General features: G+C 71.6%; 18 protein-coding genes. 6 read left to right on the forward strand and 12 right to left on the reverse strand.

The window, feature by feature from the left end:
- Positions 1-135: 135 nt before the first annotated feature.
- The gene (locus ACZ63E_RS19125; RefSeq protein ID WP_465337412.1) at positions 136-1050 is read left to right on the forward strand and encodes an SAM-dependent methyltransferase; all 915 of its coding nucleotides are present in this window, start codon (positions 136-138) and stop codon (positions 1048-1050) included.
- Here the strand turns inward: ACZ63E_RS19125 and ACZ63E_RS19130 are convergent.
- The gene (locus tag ACZ63E_RS19130; RefSeq protein WP_465337413.1) at positions 1025-1741 is read right to left on the reverse strand and encodes a TetR/AcrR family transcriptional regulator; all 717 of its coding nucleotides are present in this window, start codon (positions 1739-1741) and stop codon (positions 1025-1027) included. The genes ACZ63E_RS19125 and ACZ63E_RS19130 overlap by 26 nt on opposite strands.
- A 67-nt stretch (positions 1742-1808) precedes the next feature.
- Between ACZ63E_RS19130 and ACZ63E_RS19135 the strand changes: the two genes are divergently transcribed.
- The 3 genes from ACZ63E_RS19135 to ACZ63E_RS19145 all read left to right on the forward strand — a co-directional run bounded on the left by ACZ63E_RS19135 (position 1809) and on the right by ACZ63E_RS19145 (position 4417).
- A complete protein-coding gene (locus tag ACZ63E_RS19135; protein ID WP_465337414.1) occupies positions 1809-2918 on the forward strand; it encodes an FAD-dependent oxidoreductase in 1110 nt (369 codons plus the stop codon).
- 335 nt (positions 2919-3253) lie between these two features.
- Positions 3254-3736: a hypothetical protein gene (locus tag ACZ63E_RS19140; protein ID WP_465337415.1), complete on the forward strand. Its 483-nt coding sequence runs from the start codon at positions 3254-3256 to the stop codon at positions 3734-3736.
- Between the two features lie 111 nt (positions 3737-3847).
- Positions 3848-4417 carry a TetR/AcrR family transcriptional regulator gene (locus ACZ63E_RS19145; protein WP_465337416.1) on the forward strand — a complete coding sequence of 190 codons (570 nt, stop codon included), beginning with the start codon at positions 3848-3850 and terminating at the stop codon, positions 4415-4417.
- Between the two features lie 32 nt (positions 4418-4449).
- On the opposite strand, the gene ACZ63E_RS19150 is transcribed toward ACZ63E_RS19145, so the two are convergent.
- The 11 genes from ACZ63E_RS19150 to ACZ63E_RS19200 all read right to left on the reverse strand — a co-directional run bounded on the left by ACZ63E_RS19150 (position 4450) and on the right by ACZ63E_RS19200 (position 23170).
- Positions 4450-5622, reverse strand: a complete 1173-nt coding sequence (locus ACZ63E_RS19150) for an MFS transporter (RefSeq protein WP_465337417.1) — start codon at positions 5620-5622, stop codon at positions 4450-4452.
- Positions 5623-6507: 885 nt separating this feature from the next.
- Positions 6508-8796 carry an AAA family ATPase gene (locus tag ACZ63E_RS19155; RefSeq protein ID WP_465337418.1) on the reverse strand — a complete coding sequence of 763 codons (2289 nt, stop codon included), beginning with the start codon at positions 8794-8796 and terminating at the stop codon, positions 6508-6510.
- Positions 8793-9185, reverse strand: a complete 393-nt coding sequence (locus ACZ63E_RS19160) for an RIP homotypic interaction motif-containing protein (protein ID WP_465337419.1) — start codon at positions 9183-9185, stop codon at positions 8793-8795. The genes ACZ63E_RS19155 and ACZ63E_RS19160 overlap by 4 nt, the downstream gene beginning before the upstream one ends.
- A gap of 141 nt (positions 9186-9326) precedes the next feature.
- Complete coding sequence (locus ACZ63E_RS19165; RefSeq protein WP_465337420.1) at positions 9327-10112, reverse strand: MerR family transcriptional regulator; 786 nt, start codon at positions 10110-10112, stop codon at positions 9327-9329.
- A complete protein-coding gene (locus ACZ63E_RS19170; protein WP_465337421.1) occupies positions 10109-10894 on the reverse strand; it encodes an alpha/beta fold hydrolase in 786 nt (261 codons plus the stop codon). Before ACZ63E_RS19170 ends, ACZ63E_RS19165 begins: the two co-directional genes overlap by 4 nt.
- A 419-nt stretch (positions 10895-11313) precedes the next feature.
- Entirely contained in the window at positions 11314-11643 is a 330-nt protein-coding gene (locus tag ACZ63E_RS19175) for a hypothetical protein (RefSeq protein ID WP_465337423.1), read from the reverse strand.
- 34 nt (positions 11644-11677) lie between these two features.
- Positions 11678-11926, reverse strand: a complete 249-nt coding sequence (locus tag ACZ63E_RS19180) for a hypothetical protein (RefSeq protein WP_465337424.1) — start codon at positions 11924-11926, stop codon at positions 11678-11680.
- On the reverse strand, positions 11923-12285 hold the full coding sequence (locus ACZ63E_RS19185; protein ID WP_465337425.1) for a hypothetical protein: 363 nt from the start codon (positions 12283-12285) through the stop codon (positions 11923-11925). The genes ACZ63E_RS19180 and ACZ63E_RS19185 overlap by 4 nt, the downstream gene beginning before the upstream one ends.
- Entirely contained in the window at positions 12282-13007 is a 726-nt protein-coding gene (locus ACZ63E_RS19190; RefSeq protein ID WP_465337427.1) for a barstar family protein, read from the reverse strand. The genes ACZ63E_RS19185 and ACZ63E_RS19190 overlap by 4 nt, the downstream gene beginning before the upstream one ends.
- Positions 13008-13048: 41 nt before the next feature.
- Positions 13049-19801, reverse strand: a complete 6753-nt coding sequence (locus ACZ63E_RS19195) for a polymorphic toxin-type HINT domain-containing protein (protein ID WP_465337428.1) — start codon at positions 19799-19801, stop codon at positions 13049-13051.
- A 42-nt stretch (positions 19802-19843) separates the two neighbouring features.
- Entirely contained in the window at positions 19844-23170 is a 3327-nt protein-coding gene (locus ACZ63E_RS19200; RefSeq protein WP_465337429.1) for a LamG-like jellyroll fold domain-containing protein, read from the reverse strand.
- 334 nt (positions 23171-23504) lie between these two features.
- On the opposite strand from ACZ63E_RS19200, the gene ACZ63E_RS19205 reads away from it, so the two are divergent.
- Both ACZ63E_RS19205 and ACZ63E_RS19210 read left to right on the forward strand, forming a co-directional pair.
- Positions 23505-24182, forward strand: coding sequence for a hypothetical protein (locus tag ACZ63E_RS19205; protein ID WP_465337430.1), 678 nt, complete (start codon positions 23505-23507; stop codon positions 24180-24182).
- A 143-nt stretch (positions 24183-24325) separates the two neighbouring features.
- Positions 24326-25672: a glycoside hydrolase family 10 protein gene (locus tag ACZ63E_RS19210; protein WP_465337431.1), complete on the forward strand. Its 1347-nt coding sequence runs from the start codon at positions 24326-24328 to the stop codon at positions 25670-25672.
- Positions 25673-25746: the final 74 nt, after the last annotated feature.

Genomic DNA, 25746 nt, shown 5'->3' on the forward strand with positions numbered 1-25746 from the left:
AGCTTTACAAAGTGAAGGACACACTCCTTCCCGACGCGACGCTCTTCCGATCTCTGCCAGTCGTGCGCGGTGGACCAGCACTGGTTCCACCTCGCCGGCGGCGCACCTCCATTGCTGATCCCAAGAAGGCGGGCCATGACTTCCTCCCGGCACGACGGTGACTCCTGGGACCTGGCGTCGAGCGTGGGAGCGACGGCCACGATGGCCGCGGCGGCCCGGGCGATCGCGACCCGCGTGGACCGGTCGCTGCTCGCCGACCCGTTCGCCGAGCCGCTCGTCCGCGCGGTCGGCATCGACCTCCTCACCCGGCTGGCGTCCGGCGAAGAGGCGCCCGGCGACCTGGTCGGGACGGCGTTCGTGGACGTGGCCCAGATCCGCGGCAAGTTCTACGACGACTTCTTCCTCGATGCGGCGGGCGCGGGCATCACCCAGGCCGTGATCCTGGCTTCGGGGCTGGACTCCCGCGCGTACCGGCTGCCCTGGCCGGCCGGGACGGTGGTGTACGAGCTCGACCAGCCACCGGTCGTCGAGTTCAAGACCCGCGCCCTGGCCGAGCTCGACGCCGAGCCCACGGCCGACCGGCGGGTGGCCCCGGCCGACCTGCGCGACGACTGGCCCGCCGCCTTGCGCACCGCCGGGTTCGACGCGGGCCGCCCGACCGCCTGGAGCGCCGAGGGCCTGCTGGGTTACCTGCCGCCCGAGGCGCAGGACCGCCTGCTGGAGACGATCACCGAGCTCAGCGCGCCGGGCAGCCGGGTGGCCACCGAAAGCCGGCCCAACCCGGAGCCGGGTGACGAGGAGAAGACGAAGGAACGCCTGGACCGCATCTCCGCACGCTTCCGCGGCCACAGCTTCGACTCCGACATGACCAAGCTGCGCTACTTCGGCGCGCGCAACGAAGCGGCGCCGTACCTGGCCGGCCTCGGCTGGACGCTGAGCGGATCCACGGTCACGGAGCTCCTGGCGGCGAACGGCCTGCCACCGCTGACGGAAGACGACCTGCGCATGGGCGACCTGAGGTACGTCAGCGGGATTCTGGCCGAGAAGTAGCGTCCGTAGGTCCTTTCGCGAGGCCGGCCTCGATGCCGTCGAGCAGGAAGCCGAGGCCGGTGCGGAAGTTCTCGTCGGCGTCGAGGTGGGCGCCGTCGCGGACGTAGGTTTCCAGCGCCGGGAAGCGGCCGGTCGCGAACGTGCGCTCCAGGTACGGCCCGAACGTGGACTGCCACTGCCTTTTGTCCATGCCGGAGGTCCGCTCGGCACGTCGCTCGGCGACCTCCCGGCGCACCGCGCCGATCACGTAGGCGTCGACCGCGGAGACCACCGGGGCGATCGCCGCCACGTCGAGGTCGTGCAGCGCGGTCAGCACGGTCTCGCGCCTGGCCAGCGTGTGCGGCCCCAGCTGGGGCCGGCCGCCGATCAGGTCGGCGAGCCATTCGTGCCGGTGGACGGTCCGCCGCGTCGCCTCGGCGAGCGAGCGCAGCACCTCCCGCCAGCCGTCGCCGGCCGGGCGGATCTCGGCCTGGACCGCGTCGAGCATCAGGTCGAACAGCTCCTCCTTGGTCGCGAGGTAGCCGTAGAGCCGCATCGGCCCGGCGTCCAGCGCGGCGGCGACCTTGCGCAGCGACACCGCCTCCAGCCCACCCGCGTCGGCCAGCCGGATCGCCGCCGCGACGATCCGCTCCCGGCTCAGCGGGGCCAGTGTCGGCCGCTCCGGCGGCTCCGGCCGCTCCCACACCACCATGCGGCGACGATACAACGGCTAGTGCGATACGCTGTATTTGCCAATACAGCGTATCGAGGGGGAAGCCATGACCATCACCATCGTCGGAGCCGGCATGGGCGGCCTGGCCCTGGCCCGGGTGCTGCACGTGCACGGCATCGAGTCCGTCGTCTACGAACGGGAGTCGTCGCGCGACGCCCGTGGTCAGGGCGGCATGCTCGACATCCACTCCGGCCAGCGGGCGCTGCGCGAGGCCGGCCTGATCGAGCAGTTCCACACCATCGCCCGGGGTGAAGGCCAGGACATGCGGCTGCTCGAGCCGGACGGCACTCTGCTGCTGCAGGAGGACACCCCCGACGACGCCCCGCTCGTCCGGCCCGAGGTCGACCGCGCCGACCTGCGCGCCCTGCTGCTGGACTCCCTTCCCGAGGGCACGGTCCGGTGGGGCCACGCCTTCGAGTCCGCGAAGAACGGCGTCGCGCACTTCGCCGGCGGGCGCAGCACGACGTACGACCTGCTGGTCGGCGCGGACGGCGCGCAGTCCCGGGTCCGCAAGCTGCTCACCGACGCGCGGCCGGCGCACCTCGGCCAGAACACCGTCGAGCTCGGCATTCCCGACGTCGACCGCACCCACCCCGACCTCGCGGCCATGGTGGGGCGCGGCAACTACTGGGTGTTCGGCGACGGGAAGTCCCTGGCGGCGCAGCGCAACGGCGACGGCCGCGTCCGCATCGGCCTCAACTTCTACAACACCGGCGAGGACTGGCTCACCACGAGCGGGATCCCGTTCGACGACCCGGCCGCGACCCGGGTGTGGGTGATCGAGCAGCTCAGCGGCTGGGACGCCCGGTTCCTCGCCCTGATCGCGGCCTGCGACGACGAGGTCATGCCGCGGGCGCTCACCAGTCTCCCGGTCGGCCTGACCTGGCCTTCGGCGCCGGACGTCACGCTGGTCGGCGACGCCGCGCACCTGATGCCCGCGGTCGGGGAAGGCGCGAACATGGCCCTGCTCGACGGCGCCCTGCTCGGCCTCGCGCTGGCCGCGCACCCGGACGACCACCCGGCCGCCGTCAAGGAGTACGAGGCGGAGATGTTCGACCGCACCGGCGCCGCCGCCCGGATGTCGGCGGACATGCACGAGCTGCTGATGTCCCCGGACGCCGCCCACCGGCTGCTCGCCTTCTTCCAGCCCGGCTGACGGCCTGTCGAACCGGTCGAACGGCTGCCGGACCGCGTCAACCTCATCCACGAGAACACAGCACTGCGGGCTCGGTAAGAACTGGCGGCCAATCAGCAAACATCGCGACTCCGCAACGACGGCAGCTCGAACCTTCGGCCTCCATCGGGTGAGAGCCAGATGAATCTCTGGTGAAGCTGTTTCAGCGCGACGAAACGGGCACACGCGGTGACCTCGGGCTTCGGCGGCGATCCGGCCGGTCGGCGCAATGTGCGCGTACCACCGGGGGTATGCGCGTGCGGACGGAAGCTCCTACGGTTTCCCGGTCCTGGGGGCCTCGACCGCAGGGAGCCGTCATGCCCACCCTCACCACCGTGTCCACGTGGACCGTCATCGCGTCCGGCGACACCGCCCGCTTCACCCACGCCCACGCCGGCGACTTCTGGGCGCCGCGTGTCTGGAGCGGCCACGGGCTCGCCGTCGCCGAAACCGATCTCGCCGGCCTCGACGAGACGCTCAAGGAAATGATGAAGCTGCCGATCTACTGGCTGGCCCGGGGGCGCCACCAGGATTCCCGGGCCGGCGACGCCGCCGTGTGGTCGGAGCCGTGGTTCGACTCGGACGACGAGTTCGTCTACATCGGGGGCCCCTGCCGGACCGACGAGCCGACGGTGGGCTACCGGCCCGCCCTGGAGTTCGCCGTCGACCTGGTCCACCTCCGCGGCCTGCGCATCAGGGTCGCCAAGTACCGGACGGCCCCCCTGCGCGGCTCGGGAGTGCCCGTCGCCGCGGCGGCCCGGGTCCGGCCGCGGGTGGCGTCGGGTCGTCTGCCTCGCTGAATGCCGGTTTTGCGCTGCTGTCGCCTGGGGTCGGGCGGCAGCAGCGTCGTGTTGAGGGGTAGTCGACGGCGCCCGGTTGGCAACTGAACATTCATTAGGGATAGTGGGGCCATGCGCACACGGGATCCCGAGGCCAAACGGCGGCAGCTCCTGGACGGCGCGCTCGCGGAGTTCGCCGAGCACGGCATCGGGGGCGCCCGGGTCGACCGCATCGCCACGCGGGCCGGGGTCAGCGCCGGGCTCGTCTACTCCTTCTACGACGGCAAGGAAGGCCTCTTCGAGGCGGTCTACGACGCCGTCGTCGAGCAGGTCGTCGCCGGGATCCCGCTCGATGCCGACGATCTTCCCGGGTACGCCGGGCTGCTCTACGACGCCGGGGTCGAGAACCCGGCCGTCATGCGGTTCGTCACCTGGTACCAGCTCGAACGCGGGCACACCCAGACCGGGGTCCGGCCGATCGTCGCCCAGTCGATGGCCGGCAAGACCGGCGCCGTCGAAGACGCGCAGCGGCGCGGGGTCGTGACGGACCGGCGGAGCGCCGGTGAGGTGCTCGCCCTGGTCCTCTCCCTCGCCACCATGTGGCAGAACCAGGGTGAGGACGTCCGCGGGCTCGTCCCCGAAGCCGACCGCCGGCGCGTTGTCGTCGAGGCCGTCCGGGAGCTGGTCACCCCGCCCCGGTGACGGGGCGGGTGCGGATGGGTCCGAAGTGGACGTCAGGCGCCGACCTCGGGGAGGTCCTGGCGCAGCGGCACTTCGGGGAGGGCGCGCTGGGGCCGGAGCGTGAACCGGCGCGGGAACGGGATCACTGTCGCCCGCTGGAACACCGCGATGTGCCCGCTGACCATCTGGCCGAGCAGGATCACCAGGACCAGCAGCAGCGGTGTCCACCAGCCGCCGGTGTGGGTGTGCAGCCAGCCGCACGCCAGCACGCCGAACCCGGCGATCACGTAGCCCACGCCTTGGACCACCGCGGACAGCGAGAGCGAGCTGTCCTTGCTGCGCAACGAGATCGTCGTCAGGACGAACGCCAGCGAGCCCATGCCCAGGCCGGTCGCCGCGGCCCACACCCAGGGCGCGGCCGCCGGGGCGAGGAGCAGCCCGGCCACGCCGACGACGTTGGGCAGGGCCAGCAGGACCACGAGCACCGTCTGGTTCCGCCACCGGCGCGTCCAGCCCGGGACCAGCCACATCATCGGCAGCCCCATCGCCATCGATACCGCGAGACACGCGCCCGCGGTCGCCGGCGAGACGCCCGCGTCGCGCAGGATCCCGGGGAGCCAGCCCATGACGAGGAAGGTCACCGTCGAGATGAGTCCGAAGTGGAGGGTCAGGGCGGTGGCCCGCACCGGCCCGGAAGTCCGCTGTGGCGCGACGAACTCGCCGGGGGTGCGCAGCCACAGCCGATGGGCCAGCAGGGCCGAGAACGCCCACAGCCCCAGGCCGATCCGCCACGACGACGACAGCACCGCCGCCGGGGTGATCAGCGCCCCGGCCGTGCTGCCCAGCCCGAGCCCGAGCGGGTAGGCGGCGGATCCCTGGGCCAGCAACGGAAGCATGGTGCCGAGCACGGCGATGGACAGGCACGCGAGCGCCGTCCCGACCAGCAGTGGCACCGGTCCACCGAGGACCCGCCCGGCCAGTGACGCCGCCAGGCCGATGAGGGACACGGTGACGGTCCGGCGGGTGCCGACGCGGTCGCTCAGCCACGGGGTCGCCCAGCCGCCGAGGCCGATCGCCCACAGGGGCAGTGCGACGAGGACGGCGGCGACCAGGGAGCCGGCCACGGAGATGTCGGGGAGGGCCGCGCCCAGGCTGGTCACGGCCGGCCGCAGGTTGAGGGCCAGTACGAAGATCACGGCGGTGGAAACGGTGGTGGCACGGGACATCGCCCCTCCTCGGCCTCGCGGTCCGGAGCGGCAAGCTCCGTCGACCCATGCTTCACGGCACGAGGAAGTCAGACATCCGTCACCTGACGTATGAATGAAGTTCTCCTGCCGTTCAACTCGCGTTAGCGCCCCGGTTCCCTCGCGAATGACCGTGCATCGGCACGGCCGAATGACTCGGCCGGACCGCGGTCTTCGCTGTCAGGGCCCGGAAAACCAGGGGCCGACCATTCCCCGATGCTTGCTTTCCGGCCGGCGCCCGGACCGGCCGGAGGGTCGATTCGAGGAGGCGGAATTCCGCCTTGACAACAGGAGTGATGGTTTTCGGAACGATTAATCGAAAAATCGTCCGAGACGTTTTCGCCCGGTCCGCACGCGTTCTGGACGGGTCGGACGACAACGCGGCGTTTTCGCCACGCGGAATAATAATCGTAGAACTGGTCGCCGGTGGTCAGAACACCACCGTAGGTTCCTCCGGAAACAATTTAACCGGAGCGGGCCACCCAGGACCAGAGCCAGAGCGTGTCGCGTAGGTTGCGGTTGAGTAACCGCTCTCGCCCGATCGCGTACGGAGGGTGAACAGCACCTGTTCGACGTGGGCGATCGTTACCTCGAAAGGACTTGACCGACGGCTTCACGGTTACCGGAACCGGCACTTCGGGCCCACCACTCCCGTTCGCCATCACCATCGGGCTCCTCCGGATTCCGTGTCCACACTGTTCGCCGACGGAGCCCGGAAACGGACGGCACCTTTGTGGACATCGGATTCCGACGCCGGGCGCCCGTTCCACCGTGGACCGTCCCCGGCGGACCCGCCGCGGTCACCGGCGCCCATCGACGAATTCGATTCGCGGGGCGGCGGAATCCGGCGAACAGCCCGAACCGGCCCTACGGCACCGGCCCGTCTTCGAGCTCGACGCGGATCCGCCACCCGCGCAGGCCGGTGATCGGCTCGTCGGCCTCGGTCGCCGGGCCGGCGCGCTCCGCGGCGAACCGGGCGTCGTCCGGCCGGCCGGCGGCGACGCAGAGGCGTTCCACTTCCCGCCACGCCCGGACTTCGGCTCGCCGGTCACCGATCTTCGCGGAGGTCACGGCGGCCGCGGCAAACGCTTTCACGGTGTCGGCGAACCAGCCCGCCTCGCGGTACACCACCCCGAGGTTGCGCCAGGTCCGCGCCGCGCTGTGGAGGTCGCCGACCTCCTCGAAGACGGCGCCGACGGCCAGGAAGAGGTCGATCGCGTCGCCGCGCTGACGCAGTCCGTACAGGACGATCGCCAGGTTGCCCCGGGCCATCGCCTCGGCAGGCCGGTCCCCGAGGTCGCGGAAGATCGCCACCGCGGCGGTGTGCGCGTCGAACGCCCGCAGGTGGTCACCCAGGTCCACCAGCGCGGTGCCCGTGTTGCTCCGGGCCGAGGCTTCGCTGCGCCGGTCGCCGAGCTCCTGGAAGAGGTCGGCCGCGTAGTGGTGGTAGCCCGCCGCCCGCACGGAGTCGCCAAGGCCCTGCAGCGCCAGGCCCGTGTCGTCCCACATCCGCCCGTCGAGGGCCAGGTCGTCGAAGAGGATCCGGCCGGCCAGCATGGCGGTGTTCAGGTTGCCGAGAGCCTCCTCGAACGCACCCGCCTCGATCAGGGCGGCCGCCAGGTTGTCCATGGCCCGCAGCGTCGCGACGGGGTCCCGCAACCGGCGGGCCGACCGGTCGGCGATCCGCGCGACGGCGACCCAGTCGGCCACCTGACGCCGCCAGGACAGGAACCCCGTCAGGCCGGAGACCAGCTCCACGACCTGCTGGTGCCGCCCGGTTTCCCCGGCTGCGGCCACCGCGGCGACCAGGCACGCCTGCTCGGCGTCCAGCCAGGCCAGCGCGGTGTCCCAGCCGGTGAACGGCCCGTCCGGCGGACCCGCGGCGCGGGACCGCACCGTCGCCCGCCAGGCGAGCGCGGCCCGCGTCGAAACGACGTAGTGGTCGAGCACGCGGTCGGTCGCGGCGGCCAGCTGCGCCTCGGTGACACCCAGATCGGCGACGGCGTGCCCGGTGACGTCGAGGCGCAGCAGGTCGTGGAACCGCCAGCGCCGCGGGCCGCCCAGCAGCAGGTGGGCGCGGGTCAGCACCCGCAGCCGCGTGCGCGCGACCGCCTCGTCGGTCCCCAGTACCGCCGCTGCAGCCGGCAGGGCGACGTCGGGACCGGGCGCGACGGTCAGCAGGCAGAGCAGCCGGGCGGCCTCCGGGTCCCGGCCGCGCAACCGCTGCCAGGACGCCGCGAACGCGGCGTGCACCCCGCCCGCGCCGTCGTCCAGCACGGCCAGCCGGGTCCGCGTGTCGGCCAGGTCGGCCGCGACCTCGCCGACGGTGAGCTCCGGTTCCTCGGCCAGCACACCCGCGGCGATCACCACGGCTTGGGGCAGATATCCGCACCACCGCAGCACTTCCGCCACCGCGTCGGTCTCGGCGGCGGCCCGGGGATCGGCTGCGAGACCACGGCTCCGGGCCCGCTCGTCCAGCACGGTGCCCAGCAGCTGCGTGGCCTCACCCGGCGGCAGCACGTCCAGCGCCACGCGGTCGGCGCCGGGCAGCGGCAGGGTGTCGCGCGAAGTGACCAGCACCCGGTGGGTGCGCGCGGCCGACGGCGTGGGCAGCAGATCGCGGACCTGGCCGGGGTCCGCGGCGTCGTCCAGCACCAGCAGCACCGGCCGGTCCCGCGCGGCCAGGAGGTCGAGGTGGCGGTGGTAGGCGGTCGGCTGCTGCGCGGCGTCGGCCGGGATCCCGGCGGCCGGCACACCCAGCGCCCGCAACACCGACGCGAACACCCGGCCCGGCGGGATCCGGTTCTCCGCGACGGGGTCGTACCCGCGCAGGGTCACGAAGACCGCGCCGCCGGGGAACCAGCCCCGGGCCACCGCGGCCGCCGCGGCCCGCCGGACCAGCGCGGTCTTCCCGATCCCGCCCATGCCCTGCACCACGCCGGTGGCGCCGGACGCGGCCGGGGCCAGGACCGCCGCCAGCCGCTCGAGGTCCGGCGCCCGGCCGACGAAGACTTCGGCGCCGGGGTCGGCGTGGATCGTGGTCACGGCCGCGCCGCTTCCGGCGGCCGGGAGGTGGATGTGCTGCGTGTTGTGGTCCCCGACCTGCACGCCCTGCCCGTAGCGGGCGTCGACCGACGGCGGGCCCGGCTCGGTCACCGCGGCGGTCGCGGGCCGAGGTTCAGCGTCATCGAGTTGTGGTCGCCGATCTGCACACCCTGCGACTCGCGGACGTCGACGGTGTACTTGCCCCCGGCCCGGTCGAGCAGCGTGCGGGCGGCGGTGACCAGCTCGTCCTCGGGCGCGAGCGCCGTCCCGTCCAGCGCGCGGGCCAGCTCGGCGCGGATCCGCTGTTCGCGGTCCGGCGCGGCGTCGTCCTTCGCCGCCTCTTCGAGCTCTTCGGCCACCTTCGCCCCGAACCGCCGGCGCAGCCCGCCGAGCAGGCCCGCGTAGGCGTCCTTCACCGCCAGCGAAGCGGTGTCCTTCGCCCCGGCCGCCGCTCCCGCGGCCAGGCCGGCGGCCACCACGTCCAGCAACTCCCCCACCATCACGCCTCCCTGCGCTCGGACGAAGCCGGAGCACCAGTGTGCCCGAGCGGGCCGGCCGGCGGCTCGGCCACTGCAATTTCGATACACTGACCAGGTCGATCTCACCGCGCTCGCGACGAAACCCGACCCCCGGAGCCCGGTTCAGCGTGGCTCCGTTCCGGGGAGGGCGATCCCGGCGGCGCGGAGCTTCTTCTCGACGAGCGAGGCCAAGCGGGCCGCGGCGGTGTCCGGGCCTTCGCCGTGGTGGGCGACCATCCGGTAGCGGGTCGCGGTTTCGGTGCGGGCCTGCAGGCCGGTGACGATCCGCAGCTGCGCGGGGTGGGCGAGGTAGTGCTCGGCCATGTCCGCGGCCAGTGCGGCGACCCGGGGGTCGTCCGGCTCCCAGCCGCTGACCTCGGCGCTGCGCGTGGCCGGCTCGACGAAGCGGGGGTCGTGCAACGCCTGCTCGATGTCGGTGAGGTAGTCGTCGAAGCCGTCCGGGACCAGGGCCTTGGCCAGCACGAAGGACTCCCGGGCCGTCCGCACGTCGTGGGCCGAGAAGCCGAGGGTCGGCATGCCCTCCAGCATCGCGACGGCCCGGTCGGGCAGCAGGGTCCGGTCGCCGGAGGTGAGCCGGTGGAGCATGTCCCGCTGCGCGGTCAGCTCGGTGATGCGGTCGGTGAGGCGCCGGCCGACGTCGACGAGCGTGGCCGCGAACGTCGTGCTGTCTGCGTCGAGCAGGGAGGTGATGTCGGCCAGCGGCACTCCGGCGGCGGCCAGGGTTTTGACCCGCACCAGCCGCAGCAGCTCGGCCGACCGGTAGCGCCGGTACCCCGAGCTGTCGCGGGCGGGCTCGTCGACGAGGCCGAGCTTGTGGTAGTGCCGCACGGTTTTGATCGTGACGCCGGCGAAGGCGGCCGCCTGGCCGATGGTCACCCCGTCGGTCATCGGCTCGGCGTTCCCCCGGCGGTCTCCCGCACGGCCGCGGCGACGGCCCGGAAGTCCTTGCGCAGGATCTGCGTGTGGTTGCTTCCGACCTTCGCGCTGACCCGCAGGTTCGGGTTCCGGCGGAGCACCGGGTCGAGGGACGCGCGCATCTGCTCCATCTCTTCGGCGCCACCACCGAGGTTCGCGCCCGTGGCGAAGACAAAACGCACCGGGCACGACAGCCGGTCCAGCAGCGGTTCGAGCGCGGCGCAGATCTCGTTGATCTCGATGCCGATCTCGGCGTGCTGGGCGGCGCTCATCGAGGCGGCCAGGCCGAACGGCCGCGCGAGCGGCAGGAACATCCGCATCCTGCCGAAGATACGCCGGATCTTCTCCCGGTCCTCTTCCCCGGTGTACCCCCACGGAACGGCCCCGTCGACCGAGACCACCCCGGCGACCTGCTCCGGGTGCCGGTCGGCCCAGTGCACAGCGAGCGCGGCCCCGTAGGACCAGCCGACCAGCAGCGGCCGGTCGACGCCGGTCGCCTCGAGCACGGCGTCGAGGTCACGGACACAAGCTTCGAAGGAGTAGTCGGCCGAGCGCTTCGACCGGCCGCGAGCCCGTTCGTCATAGGTGACGTGCCGCCACCCGGGCCCGAGCGCGGCGATCACCCGCCGCCAGGACCGTTGGCTGGCGTAGGAGCCGTTGAGGTAGACGACAGGCCGGCCGGCACCGCGCGTGTCGGTGACCGCGAGGGCCGTGTCGTCGACCGGCACCAGGCCGGTCCAGGGTGTGGTGGTCATGAGGGCAGCGTCCACCTTGACCTCGGGTCAAGGTCAACGTTCTGGACTTCGACGGCGTTGTTGGCGAGGATCACGCTGTCATGGATCGATCGCCGGCCACGAGGAGATCGGCGCTTCGGTCGACATGAAGCCGCCGTTCCCGGCGGTGGTCGCCTCCCGCGTGGGTCCGCCTGAGCATCCGGCCCGAGGACCTGGCGTCGTTCCGCCGGCCGTGCGACTTCTGCGGCGTTCACACGATCCTGAGCACGGGCGGCGACGGCTTGGTTCTCGACGTCCGCAGCAACGACGGCCTAGGTAGCCACACGGTGATCGTCCACCGCACCTGTCTGGCGGACCGCATCGGACCGGGCAACTCCGGCGAACGGGCGCGGGCCCTTACGATCGGGACCCGCAGCTGGCCGTGAGAGGCCTTATTCCGGTCAAGTCAGGTTCCGCACGATCGTGTCCATCTCCCGGCGTGCCGGACCGCCGGCCGGGACCCTCGTCCACCACCAGCCCGCACCCGGCTCGACCGCGTCGTCGATGTGCGCGAGCAGTCTCCGGCCGTCCGGCTCGGTGAACGACCTGAACTCCTCGTCGACCACATCGACCTGCGCGGACAGCTCCGCGCCGTCGGCACCGAGCCCGCCGGCGACCGCGTCACGCACGAACAAGGCGGCGAGGTAGTCGTGCGCACCCCAGACCGTCCGGTCACCGTCCGGACGGTCGAGATCCCCGCGCAGCTTCGCGAAGTGCCGCTGCCAGGACACGATCAAGCTGTCCAGGAGGGCGTGTCCCCCGTCCTCATTCAGGAGACACCTCGCTGAGGTAGAACGCCAGCCGCCCCGAATCCAGGTCCGGCTCCCGGACGATCGGCGTCTCCGCGAAACTCAGCGCACCGACAACCTGCTCGGCACTCAAGGGGTAAGACGCCGGAACCGACAGGTCCGGCAGGCTCAGCGCCCGCTCCAGATCCGCACGGGCGACCGGCCGCAGTTCCACCGCCCACTCCAGAGTCTCGTCGTCCCGAAAGGCCTCGACCAGCCAGCTCACGACAGCCGGACCACCTTCCGCAGCTTCCGCTGGATCCCCCGCAACAGCCCGATCGTCGCCCCGTCGTCGAAGCCGGTTGTCGTGCGCCACTCGAAGCCGGTGCCCGCCAGGTCGCTGACGAACACGATCTCCGTCGCGATCAGCACCCGCGCCAAGTCGACCGGGGCCAGCGGGGTCCCCTCCCGCAACGCCCCGCGCAGCCGTTCGCACTGGGTGAGCAGGTCGGCGAAGCCCGCGAACCCCATGCCGACCGCCAGCTCGTCGCTGCACCGGGCCGGGCCGCCCCACTCCAGCAGCGCCCGGTCCAGCAACGCGATCTCCTCCGGGGCGAGCAGGTCGCCCGCAGTCGAACCGGTCACCGAGCCTCGACGACCACGTCGAACTCCTCCAGCACGGCCGTGACGGCGTCGAGGAACTCCGTCCCCAGCGCCTTTTCGGACGCGGAGAAGTCGTTCCACAGAAGCCTGGCAGGCCGCTTGCCGACAGGACCGGAGCGGAGGCAGTCGGCGAGCGCGTCGAGGTTCGACCCGAAGTAGCCGCCCGGGCCGTTGGCCGCTTCACCCAGCGCACAGTAGAAGCCGGCCTTCGTCACGGTCGAGGCGCCGTTCAGGGTCATCACCTCCGTGTCTCCGTACCGAGCGGCACTGTGCCCGGTGGCGAACCACGAGTTCTGCACGACGTGCAGCCACGCCCGGTGGTGACCGGCCGGAAGCCGAAGCCACTCATCGGTTCGCAGCGACGGCTCCGAGGCCCAACGCCGCCAGATCCCGGCCGCCTCGGGATGTTCACACCGCTCACCGAAGAAACGGAACGCAACCCGCTTCGCGGCGGAGTCACCGAAGATCACCCGTCCGACGAGGTACTCGCCGATCTTTTCCCGCCGCACGTTCACTACTTCGAGAACCGCGTCCTCCACCTGTCGCGGAAGCTCGGCACCCCAGCTCGCCCCGAGGAAGACGACTTCCGGCGCACCTTCACCCGGAGGGACGAAGAATCCCGCCAGCTCTTCGGCCTCGACGAGCAGGTTGCCCCGGCTCTCGTCGACCAGCCGGTACAGCGCGACACCCCCACCGGACTCCACCTGACTCGCGCCTCCGCTTCCCGACACCGCCGCGCCCGCCGTCATTTCCACCCCGAATCGGGGAAGTGCGGCGCGCTGAACCGCTGGATCTTGTCATAGTGGGTCGACGTCCAGCCGTAGACCTTCGAACCGTCGGGAAGCTCCTTCTCCAGGATCCGGTCGGTTTCCGGGCGGCCGGGAACCCGGTACTCCTTGGCTCCGCCCCACCACGGGTACTCCCGTCCAGAATAGGTGTCGTGGGAGGTCAGCTTCCCGGCTTTCACGTCGTCGTAAGCGGAGGCGATCTTGTTGTTCATCCCCTTGGGCAGGGGATCCGACAACTTGCCGTTCGGGCAGCTGTCATTGTGCACCAGGACATCCGTGTCGCCCGCCGTCACGTAGTAGACGTGGTCCTCGTTCACGGTCAGGTTGTGCACCCGGGCCGGCCGGGTCAGCTCGTGGACCGCCGAAACCGTCACCGTGGCGCCGTTCGCCGCCAGCAGGGTGTCACGAGGGTGGAGGTCCTCCGCGTCCACCCAGCTGCGCTGTGCGGGCACCCAGAACGGGTGGCCGGCCGTCGCCACGATCGGGGCCTGGCCGGTCACCGTGATCTCGACCAGGCGCTTCCACCCCTGCCCGATGACCGTGGCGACCACCTCGCGAGACGTGCTCCGGCCGGTCTCGACGTCCGTGGCCACCACCCGGTCGCCCAGCCGGACCTGGTCGATCGGACGACGGCTGCCGTCGGCCATCAGCACCAGCGTTCCCGGCGCGAAGCTGTTGCACCCCGTCACCTTCGACAGGCGCTCCTCCGCCTCCTCCACCCGACGCAGGTCCGACGCCGCCTTGTCGCGGCGCTTCATCCACGTGAGCGTGTCCTTGAACGCCGACACGATCTTGTCGACGATCTTGCCGCCCTTGAGGACCTTGCCCCACGGCAGCGACGTCAGGATCTCCCAGGCGCAGCCGGCCAGGTTGAAGTCCTTGATGCAGTTGTCGACGACGCCCTTCACGCCGATGATCTCCTGCAGGATGTCGCCGCCGACCTGGATCGCGACGTCGATCCAGCTGCGCTTGTCCGCCGCGGCCTTCTTGGCTTCCTCGTACTCCGCCTGGCTGAGGCCCGCGTCCTTGAGCGCCTGCTGTTTCGTGTCGCCCGCGCCCGCGCCGCCGCCACCGCCGGTCCACGGCGGGTCGATCCAGATCCGGTAGTAGAAGACCTGGACGACCCAGTAGGTCACGGCCACGAACATCACGATCGGCATGAACAGGCCGACGTAGTAGAGCGTCCAGAGGACCGTCGTCACCGCGGTCCGCTGGGCCACCGAGACGGTCTTCCAGTACAGGCCGTTCGGGTCCGAGTTGGTCACCGGCGAGTTGTTGCCGTAGGCGTACCCGTTGAGCTGCTGCGGGTCGTCGAAGTCGAGCACCGGGTCCGCCGAGGCGAACCGGCCGGTGACCGGGTCGTACTCGCGGGCGCCGAGGTGGGTCAGGCCGCTGCCGTCCTTCGTGCCGCCGACGAACCCCTTGTCGTCGGCCCACGACGCCGGCTGCTTGCCCCGCGGGTTGCCGAACGGGTCGGCCTGCCGCGACTTCGCGTCCAAAGTGGACGCGTTGATCGTCATCGACGCGGTGCCCTGGTGGTCACCCAGCAGCCACGACAGGCCACCGCCCGGGCCGGACGTCCGCACCGCGACGGCGGAGCCGCCGTGGTCGTAGTAGCGCCGCGCGGTCAGGTCCTTGGTCGTGTTCTGCAGGACCAGTTCCATGCCGTCGAGGTAGAGCGTCGTGATGCCGGACTCGCGCTTGATCAGGCGCTCGCCGTCGGCGTCGTAGACGAACGACGACTCGCGCCCGTCGTGCTCCTTGAGCTTCGCCAGGCGGCCGCTCGCGTCCCACTCCAGGGTCTGCGACGACCCCGACACCTTGCGCCCGGTGGTGTTGCCCGTCGGGTCGTAGGCGAACTCGTCCTTCGCCGTGCCCGTCGGGCCGGTCTGGGTGACGGTCCGGAGCGTGTGCGGCTGGGCGCCGTCCGGGCCGCCGTAGGCGTAGGTCCGCGTGGTGTCCCCCGCCGCCGTGTGCTCGACGTCGGAGGTGCGGTTGCCGCCCTTGTCGTAGGCGTAGTCGTGCCAGTACGGCGCGGTCCCGCCCAGCCCGGCCACCGACGGCCGCTCGCCGCAGTTCCCGCTCTTCGGGGTGAACGCGCTGGTCATCCGCTTGAGGTGGTCGTACCCGAAGCACTGGACGTCGCCGGGCGAGCCCGGCGGGGTGTCGGCCAGCTTCGTGATGTTGCCCGCCGGGTCGTAGCCGTAGCTGCGCTTGGCCAGGTACGCGCCGCTCTCGAGGTTGCGCTGGACGTCGACGCCGGACAGGCGCCGGGTGCCCTCCTCGTAGAACATCGAGGTGTAGACCTTCTTGCCGCCCGTGCCCAGCGTCAGCCGCAGCGTCTCGCCGTACTTGGAGTACAGGTGCTCCGGGACGTAGGTGTCGGCGCCCTGCGTCTCGGTCGGCAGCCCGAGGTCGTTGTAGTAGTAGCTGATCAGCTCCGGGTCCAGGCCGCCCGCGCCCGGCTGGGTGCGGGACGTCACCTGTCCGGTGTTCGTGTCGTAGGAGGTCTTGAACGAGTAGCTGCCGGTCAGCTTGCCCTCACCGTCGGGGATGACGACCTTGGTCTCGGTCGGCCGGTTCGCCGCGTCGTAGGAGACGACCTGCTTGGTGTAGGCCTTGCCACCGGCGTTCCGGGTCGACGTGTCGACCGTGCCGCGCTTGACCTTGTCGTAGGACCAGGTCGCCACCGTCGCCTCGGGCGCGTCCGCGGCCGGCCGCTCGAACTGCGCGGCCGGGCGGCCGAGCTTGTCGTACTCGGTCCGGACGCGGACCCCGCGGGCGTCGGTCGTCGTGTCGAGCTGGTCGAGCGCGGTGTAGGTGTAGCGCCGGTCCCCCGTGTCCGGGTCGTGGTCGGCGACCTTGCGGCCGAGCTGGTCGTACTCGGAGGTCCACTTCGCGTTGTCCGGCCCGACGAGCGCGGTCATCAGGCCCCGCACGTCGAACTGGTACTTGGTCGAGTCGTAGTCCCCGGTCGCCTCGCGGCCGTGGTACTGCCGCTTCTCGACGGCGTTGCCGTGGACGTCGCGGATGACCGTGGTGGTCGTCCCGCCCAGCGGCGGCACCGTGGTCACGCGGTCGGCCGCGTAGCTGGAGCTCGTCCGCCACTGCTCGACGTCGAGCTTGCGGAAGATCACCGCGGTCTCGCGCTGCTGGGAGTCGAACTCCGTCACCGTCTGGTTCGGCACGGCGTTGTCCAGCACGCCGAGCAGCGCGTCCCCGGCGGGCTGGTCGTTGTAGTACGAGCCGTTGACCTTGGCCTGGAGGCCGCGGGAGTCGTAGAACCAGTCGTTGACGATCCGGCCGCCCGCGACGGCGGACAGCTGGGTCTGGCGTTCGCGCAGCAGGCCGTCGTAGAGCGTGTACGACGTCGTGTAGCCGCCGTTCTCCCGCAGGGAGCTCGTGGTGACGACGGTCGGCGCGTCGGTCCGGTACCGGTAGCCGAACGTGCTGGTCGGGTCCTTCTTGTCCGCTTTGGACTGCCCGGGCGCCCAGGCGCGGACGAGCCGGCCGAGCGCGTCGTACTCCATGTCGGCACGGCGGCCGCTGATGTCCTCGTCGGACGTCGTGAGCCCGTGCGCCGGGTCCATCGTCGTCACGGCCGTGTACCCGAGCGGGTCGGTCTTGGTGACCTTGCGGACGCCGAACTCCGGGCCCGGCTCGTAGGCCGACCTGACCTCGTCGCCCGCGGAGTTGACCACCTTGACCGGGCGGCCGAGGTCGTCGTAGGTCGTGCCCTGGGTCAGCTGCCACTCGGTGCCGGTCCAGCGCTCGGTCGCGGTCAGGTTGCCCTTGGTGGGCGCGGCGCCGGAGGCGAGGCTGTCATAGCTCTGCCGGACCTTGCCGATCAGCTTGCCGGGCGTGTTCTCGTCGGCCGAGCACGGCAGCGCGACCGTGCGCACGCTCGCCGGGCGGTCCTGGATCCACGCGGTGTCGTTCGCGGTGTACTCGGTGCGGGCGCAGGTTTCGTCGCCGGTGACCGCGAGGTCACCCGCGTCGTCGACGCCGACGACGTTGCCGTGGGCGTCGAAGGAGTTCTTGACCTCCGTGCGCCGCCAGGTCCCGTCGCCGAGCAGCGTCCGGCCGCGGGTGGTCTCGACGTTCGTCATGTACGCCTTGTCGTCCCCGGCGGTCGCCGTCGGGCCGTGCAGCCACGGGACCTTGACCGACGAGGAGACCAGCTTGCCGCCGTCGTAGGACTGGGATTCGAGGGTGAACCCGGCCAGGACGTCGGCGTCGGTGACCTTGCCGCCCTCGGAGTCCTCGACCGCGACCTGCCGCGTCCCGCCGGGCCGCCGGTCGCCGTCCATGCCGCGCAGGAACCGCTCGACCGTCACCGTCACCGTCTGCGGGGTGCCGGGTTCGCCGGTGGTCGTGCGGACCTCGCCGAACCCGCGCCACTGCGACCAGGTCCGGTGCTCCGGCTCGCCGAAGTCGGCGTCGTCGAAGTGCCACGCGGCGTCGCCGAGGTAGTCGTAGGCCGTCTTCTTCAGCGCCGAGCCGCCGGTCCGGTCGTCCTCGGTGACCGCCTTGACGACGTACTTGTGGAACCAGCCCAGCACCGCGTCGTAGCCGTGCTCGGGCAGCCACCAGCTCGGGAAGCACAGCTTGCCGTTGGTTTCGGGGTTGGCGGGCATCGCCGAGCCCCACACGCATTCGCGGTCCGAGTACTTGACCTCGGTGATCCCGCCGGCCTCGTTCTGCACGCGCTCGACGCGGTAGCGGGTGATCGGCGGCAGGCCGTCGCCGGCCGCGACGCGGTTCGGCATCGAGAGGCCGTGGAACTTCATCTCGGGCAGGGAGTCGGTGCCACCGGCCAGGCCGGTGTGGGTGATCCCGGCCAGCCACAGCGCCGGGGAGAGCCCGTCGCCGGTGTCCGGGAACTCGTGCCGCAGCGTCCACGCGTCGACGTCGCGCCATTGCGCGGCGCCGGTGACGTCGTCCCGGCGGATCTGGGTGAGCACCTTGACCAGCCGCTTGCGACTGAAGAACGCCGGTGACGTCCGGTTCTCGCACTTCTCGCCGGCCGCGCAGATCCGGTCGAACGGCACGTCCGGCCAGTTCTTCGCGGTGTCCTTGGTCAGCTGGCCGGCGTTGCAGGCGAAGGTGCTCGTCGGCAGGCACCGCTCGGCGGTGTCGAACCAGACGCGCGAGGGCGCGGGCGCGAACAGCGCGTCCGAGCGCAGGCCGTACTCGACCCGGCGGAGGCTGTTCGCCGCGACATACGAAGTCTGCTTGTCCGCGGCCATGTCCCGGCCGTAGAAGTTCGTTTCGGGCTCGTAGTAGTACGTCGTCGCGTTGCCGTTCGGGTCGACGACGTAGTCGAGGTTCCAGCGGTAACCCTGCTGGCACCAGGAGTCGGCGAACGCGGTCTTGGCGCACGGCTCGCCGGCGTTGTTGCCGAACACGGGCACGGTCGAGGTCGAACGGGTCTCCGGCTTGCCCTCGCTCCAGCCGGGAAGCCGGTTGAGGCCGAGGAAGTACTTCGTGCCGTTGCTGCTGGTGATCTTCCAGTGCTCACCGTTGTCGTCGCCGTTGGTGGCGCCGGTGAGGTGCTCGATCCGCGAGCCGTCGTCGTGCTTCGGCACCCACAGGCCGGCCTTGGCGTCTTTGAGGACCAGCTCCGCCGAGACGCCGTTGAGGCTCAGGACGGCGTTGTCGGTGGCCCAGCAGAGGTCGCCGGTCTTGCGCTGGGCCTGGCTGCCGCCGAGGTCGTCGGCGCAGGCCTTGTAGCGGCGCTCGATGAACCCGCCCGCGGACAGCTCCCAGCCGTCGCCGGGGGCCGCGGCCTGGTTGTTGGTCGCGCTGGTGCGGCCGTCGACCGTGCCGGAGGAGTAGCCGAGGCCGAGCTTCGGGGCGACCCCGGCGTTGGGCGGCGGCACCCGCAGCGGCACCGAATAGGTGAAGTCACCGCTCGACCCGCCGCCCGACCAGGAGCCGGCCGGGGACAGCCCGGTGGCCTCGAACGAGCCGCCCGCGCCGGAGGGCGCCGCCGCGGCGGCCAGCATGACCCGCGAAGCCGAACGCTGCTGCTGAGCGGGCAGCGCCACCTTGGCGGTGACGGTCCGGGAAGCCGTGTCGTTCACGGTCTCCACCGGGGTCGCCGTGCGGCACTCCGGGCGTTCCGGGGTCCGCGCGGCGCAGTCCGGCAGCTGGACGAGCTTCAGCCGCGAGCCGTAGTCCCCGCCGAAGGCCGATTCGAAGCCGCGGTAGTCGACCCGCACCGACAGCGACCGGCCGGCCGCGCCCCCGGCGTCCTCGACCGCCAGGACGAGACCGGTGACGCCGGCCTTCTCGGCGCGCCCCTGGTCCAGCGTCTCGACCCGGACCTTCGCCTCGCCGACGGGCGCGGCCGAGCGTGCCTGCGCCTTCGGGGCGTCGACGGCCACCGCGACCGGCAGGGAGCCGGCCTGCCGGAAGCCGGGCGCGGTCGCCGAGCGCGCGGCCACTCCCGGCGCCGTCGTCTCGGCGCTCGCCGCTCCCGGCCACTTCGCCTCCGGACGCGGCCGGGCGAGCGCCTCGTCGACGGCGTTGACCGGCAGCGGCCGGACCGGCACCGGCCCGCCGGGCACGGATTTTTCCTGCTGCAGCTCGGGCAGATGGACGAAGCTGGGCTCGTCCGCCGCGGCGGGCAGGGCCTGCACCGTCGTCACGGCCATCACCGCGGCCAGGACGAGGGCAAGGTTGGGCGCAAAACGTCTTCCGGACATGCCGAACTCCAGATTCGGGTCGCGAAGGGGAAGAGGGAGCGGTCAGTCCTGCACGGGCAGTTGCCGGATCTGGTTGTCGGTCAGGGTTCCGGAGTAGACCCGGACCCCGCGGACGGCGCCGTTGAACGGGTCGACGTCCCGGCCGACCCAGCGGCTGCCGCCGAACATCAGGTCACCCGTGCCGTTCCAGCCCGCGACCCCGCCGAGGCGGCCGGCGAACCGGCCGTTCACGTAGATCCGGGCCTCCTTCGCCGCCAGGTCGTAAACGCCGGTGAGGTGCACCCACCGCTGCGTCACGACGTCGGCTTCGGCGGGCACCCACCAGCCGCCCTCCTGGTTCGCGCCGAGCGACATCAGGAAGCACCACTTCTTGACCTCGGGCCGGTACTGCAGCATGAACGGCGAGAACTTGTCGTCACGCAGGCTCACCGCGGTGCGCGGCGCCTCGTCGGCGGTGTCCATCCGGACGAAGGCCGACACGGTGTACGAGCGGTCGGTGCGCAGCTCGGGTCGCGGCCCCTCGACCGAGCCGTACCCGGCGTCGGGCGCGCCGGTGAACTTCGCCGCCGGGTAGCCGTCGGCCTGCGTCCACGCCGCGGTGCCCCGGAACGTCGCGTCCCGGCCGCTCACCTCGTCCTTGGTCGTCGTCCCGGCGCCTTCGGCGAGCTTGTACTGCGCCCGCAGGACCGACTGGTTGGCCAGGGCCGCGGCTTCGCTGCCGACGAGCACCCGCTGGTAGAGGCGGACGTCGTCGACCGCGCCGGGGAAGTAGTCGAGCCGGGTGCCGCCCCACAGCGCCGCGCCGATCTGGACGTCACCGGACGCCGTCCACGTGCTCGTGTGCGCGACTTCGGCGCCGAGCGCGCCGTTGACGTAGAGGCGCAGCTTGCCCACGGCCTGGTCGTAGACGCCGGTCAGCTGCGTCCACACGCCGGGCTGCACGGACTCGGCCGAGATGGCCCGCGAGTGCACCGGCCCACCACCGTCCACATCGGACGCGAACATGGCCAGCGACCATTTGCCGTCGGGCGAGGCCTGCAGCTGGAACCCGCTGGTGCGCTTGCCGTCCAGGGAGACCGCGGCCGGCCAGGCCCCGATCTGGTCCAGCCGCACCCAGGCCGACACGGAGAAGCTCTTCGCCGTGTCGACGGCCGGGCCCGTCGCCGAAAGCCGCTTGCCCGTCCCGAGCGCGACGGCGTTGCCGAGGTAGCCGGGCGCCGTGGCGTCCGCGCCGCCGGTGGCGGTCAGGGACCGGCCCTCACCGGAGGCGTCGGCGAGGTCGCCGTCGAGCTTCCAGTGCGCCTTCAGGTTGCCGGTCAGCGGATCGCCGGCCCGGACGAGGATCGGGTACTGCACGATCGGCGACAGGTTGCCCGCCCGGTCGACGGCGCGGACGAAGATCGTCTGCGGCCCGTCGGTGACCGGCGTCCAGCGGAACACACCGCTGCCGCCGAGCCGCTCGGCGTTCACCCGGTTCTTCGGGTCGTCGTTCTGCTGGTCGGTCACCGACCACAGGAAGTGCTGGACGTCCGGGTTCGCCGCCGTCACGGTGAAGGCGCCGGTCTGGCCGATGCCGCCGGCCGCGACGTCCCCGCCGACGGGGTAGTCCGTCGAAGTGACGGTGGGTGTGCCGGGCGGGGTCTTGTCCACTTCGAACTCGCAGTTGCCCACCCAGACCGAGTTGCTGCCGCCGTCACTGGCGTACATCGACCAGTTGTAGACACCTTCGCCGGTCACGATCCCGGACGGCACGGTCACTTCGGCGAACGAACCGGAGGGGACGTTCGACGTCGTCGTCCACCACACCTCGCTGCTCGCGCCGAGCTTTCCCTTGTGCAGCGAGAACCGGGCGGTGAGCATGCCGCCGTCCGGATCGGACAGCCGGCCGCGCAGCCGCGGGGTCGGCGTGAAGACGAACGGCCGGGCGTCCCCGGAGGCGCACGGGATCTGGCCGCCTTCCATGCCCAGGTCGGCGGGCAGGCCGGGCACGGAGTTGTAGACGTACTCGAGCACGGGGTCGAGCGCGAAGCGCCGCCAGTCGTTCTGCTGGCCCTCGTTGGCCGCCTTGAGCATGAACGTCAGGGTGGTCCAGCCGCCGTTCGCGGCCTGGCGCGCGGTGTCGTCGACCCGCACCTCGGCCGCGCCGTCGGTCGGGCAGTACTTGGCGTTGTTGGACTTGCCGATCCCGCCGAGGTTGACCTCCCAGCCGGGCTGGGCGTTCCAGGTGGTGCCCCAGCCGATGCCGCCGGTGCGCCACAGCTCGGTCGGCCCGCCGTTGCAGGAGTACGAGTGCACGACCCGGGGCCGCATGGTCGCCCGGTGGACGACCTTCCCGCGCATCGCGGAGACGTCGACGCTGAAGTACGACCGCGACCGGTAACCGCCCTGGTACCCGGCCTTCAGGTCGCCGAGGTCGCCGTCGGTCTTGTTGAAGTTGTGCTCCTCCGGCCACGGCTCCTGGACCACGACGTGGTTCTGCTTGGCGCCGGGCCACCAGTACTCGGGGTCGATGACCACGGGGAAGACCCGCGCCGGATCGGTGAGGAACGCCGCGTCGGGCTTGACCACGGTCGCCGCCGGCGTGACGACGACGTCCATCTCGGCCTTCTTGGGCGGCTGCACCGGCTCGGGCGCGGTCGCGGACCGCGCGGAGACGGCCGGCGCGGTTCCGCCGGAGGAGTCCCACATCTTCGAGGCGTCCCCGCGGAAGACGACCTCGCCTTCGGCGTCGACCGCTTCGATGGTGCCGGTGCCGGCCTTGCGCGGGGTCACGCCGCGCACGTGGTTGGCGAACTTGATCTCGCGCAGCTTCGGGTCGCGCGCCGCTTCCGGCGTCTTCACCACGAGGTGCTCGCTGAAACCCGTGGTGGTCACGGTGACCGTGAAGTCCACGCCCGGCAGGACGTCGGGGTAGGTGGCGACCGGGCCGGCCAGCTTCGGCGCGGGCAGCGTCCCGGGCCAGCCGAGGCCGATCTCGTGGGCGTCCTTCGTGGCGGCGGCGAGGATCTCCCCGGTGCCGCCGTCGGACAGCCGCACCTCGATCGGCGCGGCCTTCGGGCCCACGGTGCCGTCGGGCCGCGCGGCGAGCGTGAGGTCGACCGGCACCCAGGCGCCCGCGCGCCGGATCCGCTGCGGCTCCAGGCTTTCCCGCCGGGTCAGGGTCCCGTCCGGGTTGGCGAAGACCTCGGCGTAGGCGGTGGTCTCTTCCGGAACACCGACCGCGGCGCCGGAGCGCTTCGCGGCCGCGAGCGCCGACGTCACCGCCGGCGACTCACCGGAGGGCACCGCGGCGGCCGCCACCGGCGGAACCGAAGCCGCGAAAAGACCGCCCACCACCACAGGCAGCACGGCACGACGAAGCAGACGCACGAAGACTCCCCCACCTTCGGCCGGCCACGGCGGCCGGATCCGATCTTGATCCCGGGGAATCTTGTAGCAGTACCCCAAGGATTCACCAAGACGGATTTGCCCGCACGGCGGTTAGTTACCAACATCCGGTGCGGCGGCGACCGCTGTCCGATGGGCGCTGACCTGGGAAAACGGAGGTGTTCGGGGGCTCGAATCGAGGGGGCGGGAAACGTTAGCAACCCGGGCTGTGATCAACCCGACTCGGTCGGCGACAGCTTTCATCCTGGCCGCGGACTAAACCGTTCGGCCGTTCGGGCGTTACCGCACCAGTGCACACGGCTCGGGAAGGGAACGGATGAAAAGCGTGGTTTGGTGGTCGATCGGCCTGCTGTTCGGGCTGGGGTTGATGGCGCTGGGCCTGTTCGGCACCGGCAGCTCGAGCGACACGGTGCTGTGCGGCAGCGAACGGATGCAGCCCGGGCAGACCTGCGAAACGACCCGCTACGGCCAGACGTCCACCGAGACCTACGAAGAGAAGCGGCAGGAGGACATCGAGGCCCAGAAGACCTTCGAGGGCGGCGGCCGGTGGGTGACGTTCGGAATCGGCACGGCGATCGCGGCCGCGTGCGGCTGGCGGCTGGTCGTGGCGATCCGGCGCCGGGCCGGTCGGGGTGCCGGGCCGAGCGGTCCGGGATCCGGCGCGGCCGTCTCCGTGGGCGGACCGCAGAACGGCTTCGCGCCGGGAGCCGGTCCGGGCGTCCCCGCCGGCGGACCGCAGCACGGCTTCGCGCCGCAGCCGGGTTTCGCGCCGCAGCCGGGTTTCACGCCGCAGCCCGGCTTCGCGCAGCCCGGCTTCGCGCAGCCGGGGTTCGGGCCGCAGGGAGTTCCGGTGCAGGGGGACGTCGCGCAGCAACCCGACCGCCCCCAGCATCAAGGGTCCTCGCAGCAGCAGGGATTCCCGCCACCCTCGCCGGGGTTCCAGCAGCCTCCGCCGCCGGGACACCAGCCTCCGCGCGGGCCGTACCAGCGGTAGCGGCCGGAACCGCGCGGGCTCGAAAGTCGATCGAAACTCTTTGTCCGGCGCCAAAGCCGCGTGTTCTGCTGCAAGCAGCAGACGAGCGTCCAGGTCACCGGCGACTTGCTCCTCCTGGGCGTGTGCCCGGAAGGAGTTCACGAATGGCCAGAGGTTTGTCGAGCCCGCGTGGCAAGGCGTGGTGGCGGTCCCCCGCCGGCCGGGTCCTCGCGGCGGCGGCCACCGTCGCCGCGACGGCCGCGGTCCTGGTGACCGCTCCCGGCGCCGATGCCGCCGCGAGCACGCTGGGCGCCGCGGCCGCCCAGTCCGGCCGGTACTTCGGCACGGCGATCGCCGCGGGGAAGCTCAGCAACTCCGCCTACACCACGATCGCCGCGCGCGAGTTCACCATGGTGACCGCCGAGAACGAGATGAAGCCGGACGCGACCGAGCCGAACCAGAACCAGTTCAATTTCTCCTCGGGCGACCAGATCTACAACTGGGCGGTCGGCCACGGCGCCAAGGTCCGCGGCCACACGCTGGCCTGGCACTCCCAGCAGCCGGGCTGGATGCAGAGCATGAGCGGCAGCACGCTGCGCAACGCGATGATCAACCACATCCAGCAGGTGATGGCCCACTACCAGGGCAAGCTCGCGTACTGGGACGTCGTCAACGAGGCCTTCAACGAAGACGGCAGCCGCCGGTCGTCGAACCTGCAGGGCACCGGCAACGACTGGATCGAGGTCGCGTTCAAGACCGCCCGCGCCGCCGACTCCTCGACCAAGCTCTGTTACAACGACTACAACATCGACAACTGGAACTACGCCAAGACCCAGGGTGTCTACAACATGGTGCGGGACTTCAAGTCCCGTGGCGTGCCGATCGACTGCGTCGGCCTGCAGGCCCACTTCACCGGCGGCAGCTCGGTCCCGAGCAGCCTCCAGACGACGATCTCCAGCTTCGCGGCGCTCGGTGTCGACGTCGCGCTGACCGAGGTCGACGTCACGAACGCGTCCACCTCGCAGTACTCCGCGCTGACCCAGGCGTGCATGAACGTCGCGCGCTGCGTCGGCATCACCGTGTGGGGCGTGCGCGACAGCGACTCCTGGCGCTCCGGCGAGAGCCCGCTTCTCTTCGACGGCAACGGGAACAAGAAGTCGGCGTACAACTCGGTGCTGAACGTCCTCAACTCCGGCGGAGGCACAACCACCACCCCGACGCCAACACCCACGACACCGGGCGGCGGCAGCTGCACCGCGTCGCTTTCGGCGGGACAGTCCTGGAACGACCGGTACAACCTCAACGTCTCGGTCAGCGGCTCCAGCAGCTGGACGGTCACCATGACCGTGCCGAGCCCGGCCCGGATCAGCGCCACCTGGAACGTCAACGCCACTTGGCCGAGCAGCCAGGTGCTCATCGCGACGCCCAACGGGAACGGCAACAACTGGGGCGTCACCATCATGCACAACGGGAACCGGAACTGGCCCAGCGTCAGCTGCAGCAGCTCCTGAGCCCGTGTCCCCCGGGCGAGCTACAGGATCTGCTCGCTCCGGGGTGACGTCTTCCCCGCCCTCCGCTCGCTAGC

The organism is Amycolatopsis sp. NPDC104819 (assembly GCF_055583145.1).

What these genes read in the sequence shown, in the direction of transcription:
- ACZ63E_RS19125 (WP_465337412.1), top strand. Translation starts at nt 136, where the DNA reads ATGACTTCCTCCCGGCACGACGGTGACTCCTGGGACCTGGCGTCGAGC.
- ACZ63E_RS19130 (WP_465337413.1), bottom strand. Translation starts at nt 1,741, where the DNA reads ATGGTGGTGTGGGAGCGGCCGGAGCCGCCGGAGCGGCCGACACTGGCC.
- ACZ63E_RS19135 (WP_465337414.1), top strand. Translation starts at nt 1,809, where the DNA reads ATGACCATCACCATCGTCGGAGCCGGCATGGGCGGCCTGGCCCTGGCC.
- ACZ63E_RS19140 (WP_465337415.1), top strand. Translation starts at nt 3,254, where the DNA reads ATGCCCACCCTCACCACCGTGTCCACGTGGACCGTCATCGCGTCCGGC.
- ACZ63E_RS19145 (WP_465337416.1), top strand. Translation starts at nt 3,848, where the DNA reads ATGCGCACACGGGATCCCGAGGCCAAACGGCGGCAGCTCCTGGACGGC.
- ACZ63E_RS19150 (WP_465337417.1), bottom strand. Translation starts at nt 5,622, where the DNA reads ATGTCCCGTGCCACCACCGTTTCCACCGCCGTGATCTTCGTACTGGCC.
- ACZ63E_RS19160 (WP_465337419.1), bottom strand. Translation starts at nt 9,185, where the DNA reads ATGGTGGGGGAGTTGCTGGACGTGGTGGCCGCCGGCCTGGCCGCGGGA.
- ACZ63E_RS19165 (WP_465337420.1), bottom strand. Translation starts at nt 10,112, where the DNA reads ATGACCGACGGGGTGACCATCGGCCAGGCGGCCGCCTTCGCCGGCGTC.
- ACZ63E_RS19170 (WP_465337421.1), bottom strand. Translation starts at nt 10,894, where the DNA reads ATGACCACCACACCCTGGACCGGCCTGGTGCCGGTCGACGACACGGCC.
- ACZ63E_RS19195 (WP_465337428.1), bottom strand. Translation starts at nt 19,801, where the DNA reads ATGTCCGGAAGACGTTTTGCGCCCAACCTTGCCCTCGTCCTGGCCGCG.
- ACZ63E_RS19205 (WP_465337430.1), top strand. Translation starts at nt 23,505, where the DNA reads ATGAAAAGCGTGGTTTGGTGGTCGATCGGCCTGCTGTTCGGGCTGGGG.
- ACZ63E_RS19210 (WP_465337431.1), top strand. Translation starts at nt 24,326, where the DNA reads ATGGCCAGAGGTTTGTCGAGCCCGCGTGGCAAGGCGTGGTGGCGGTCC.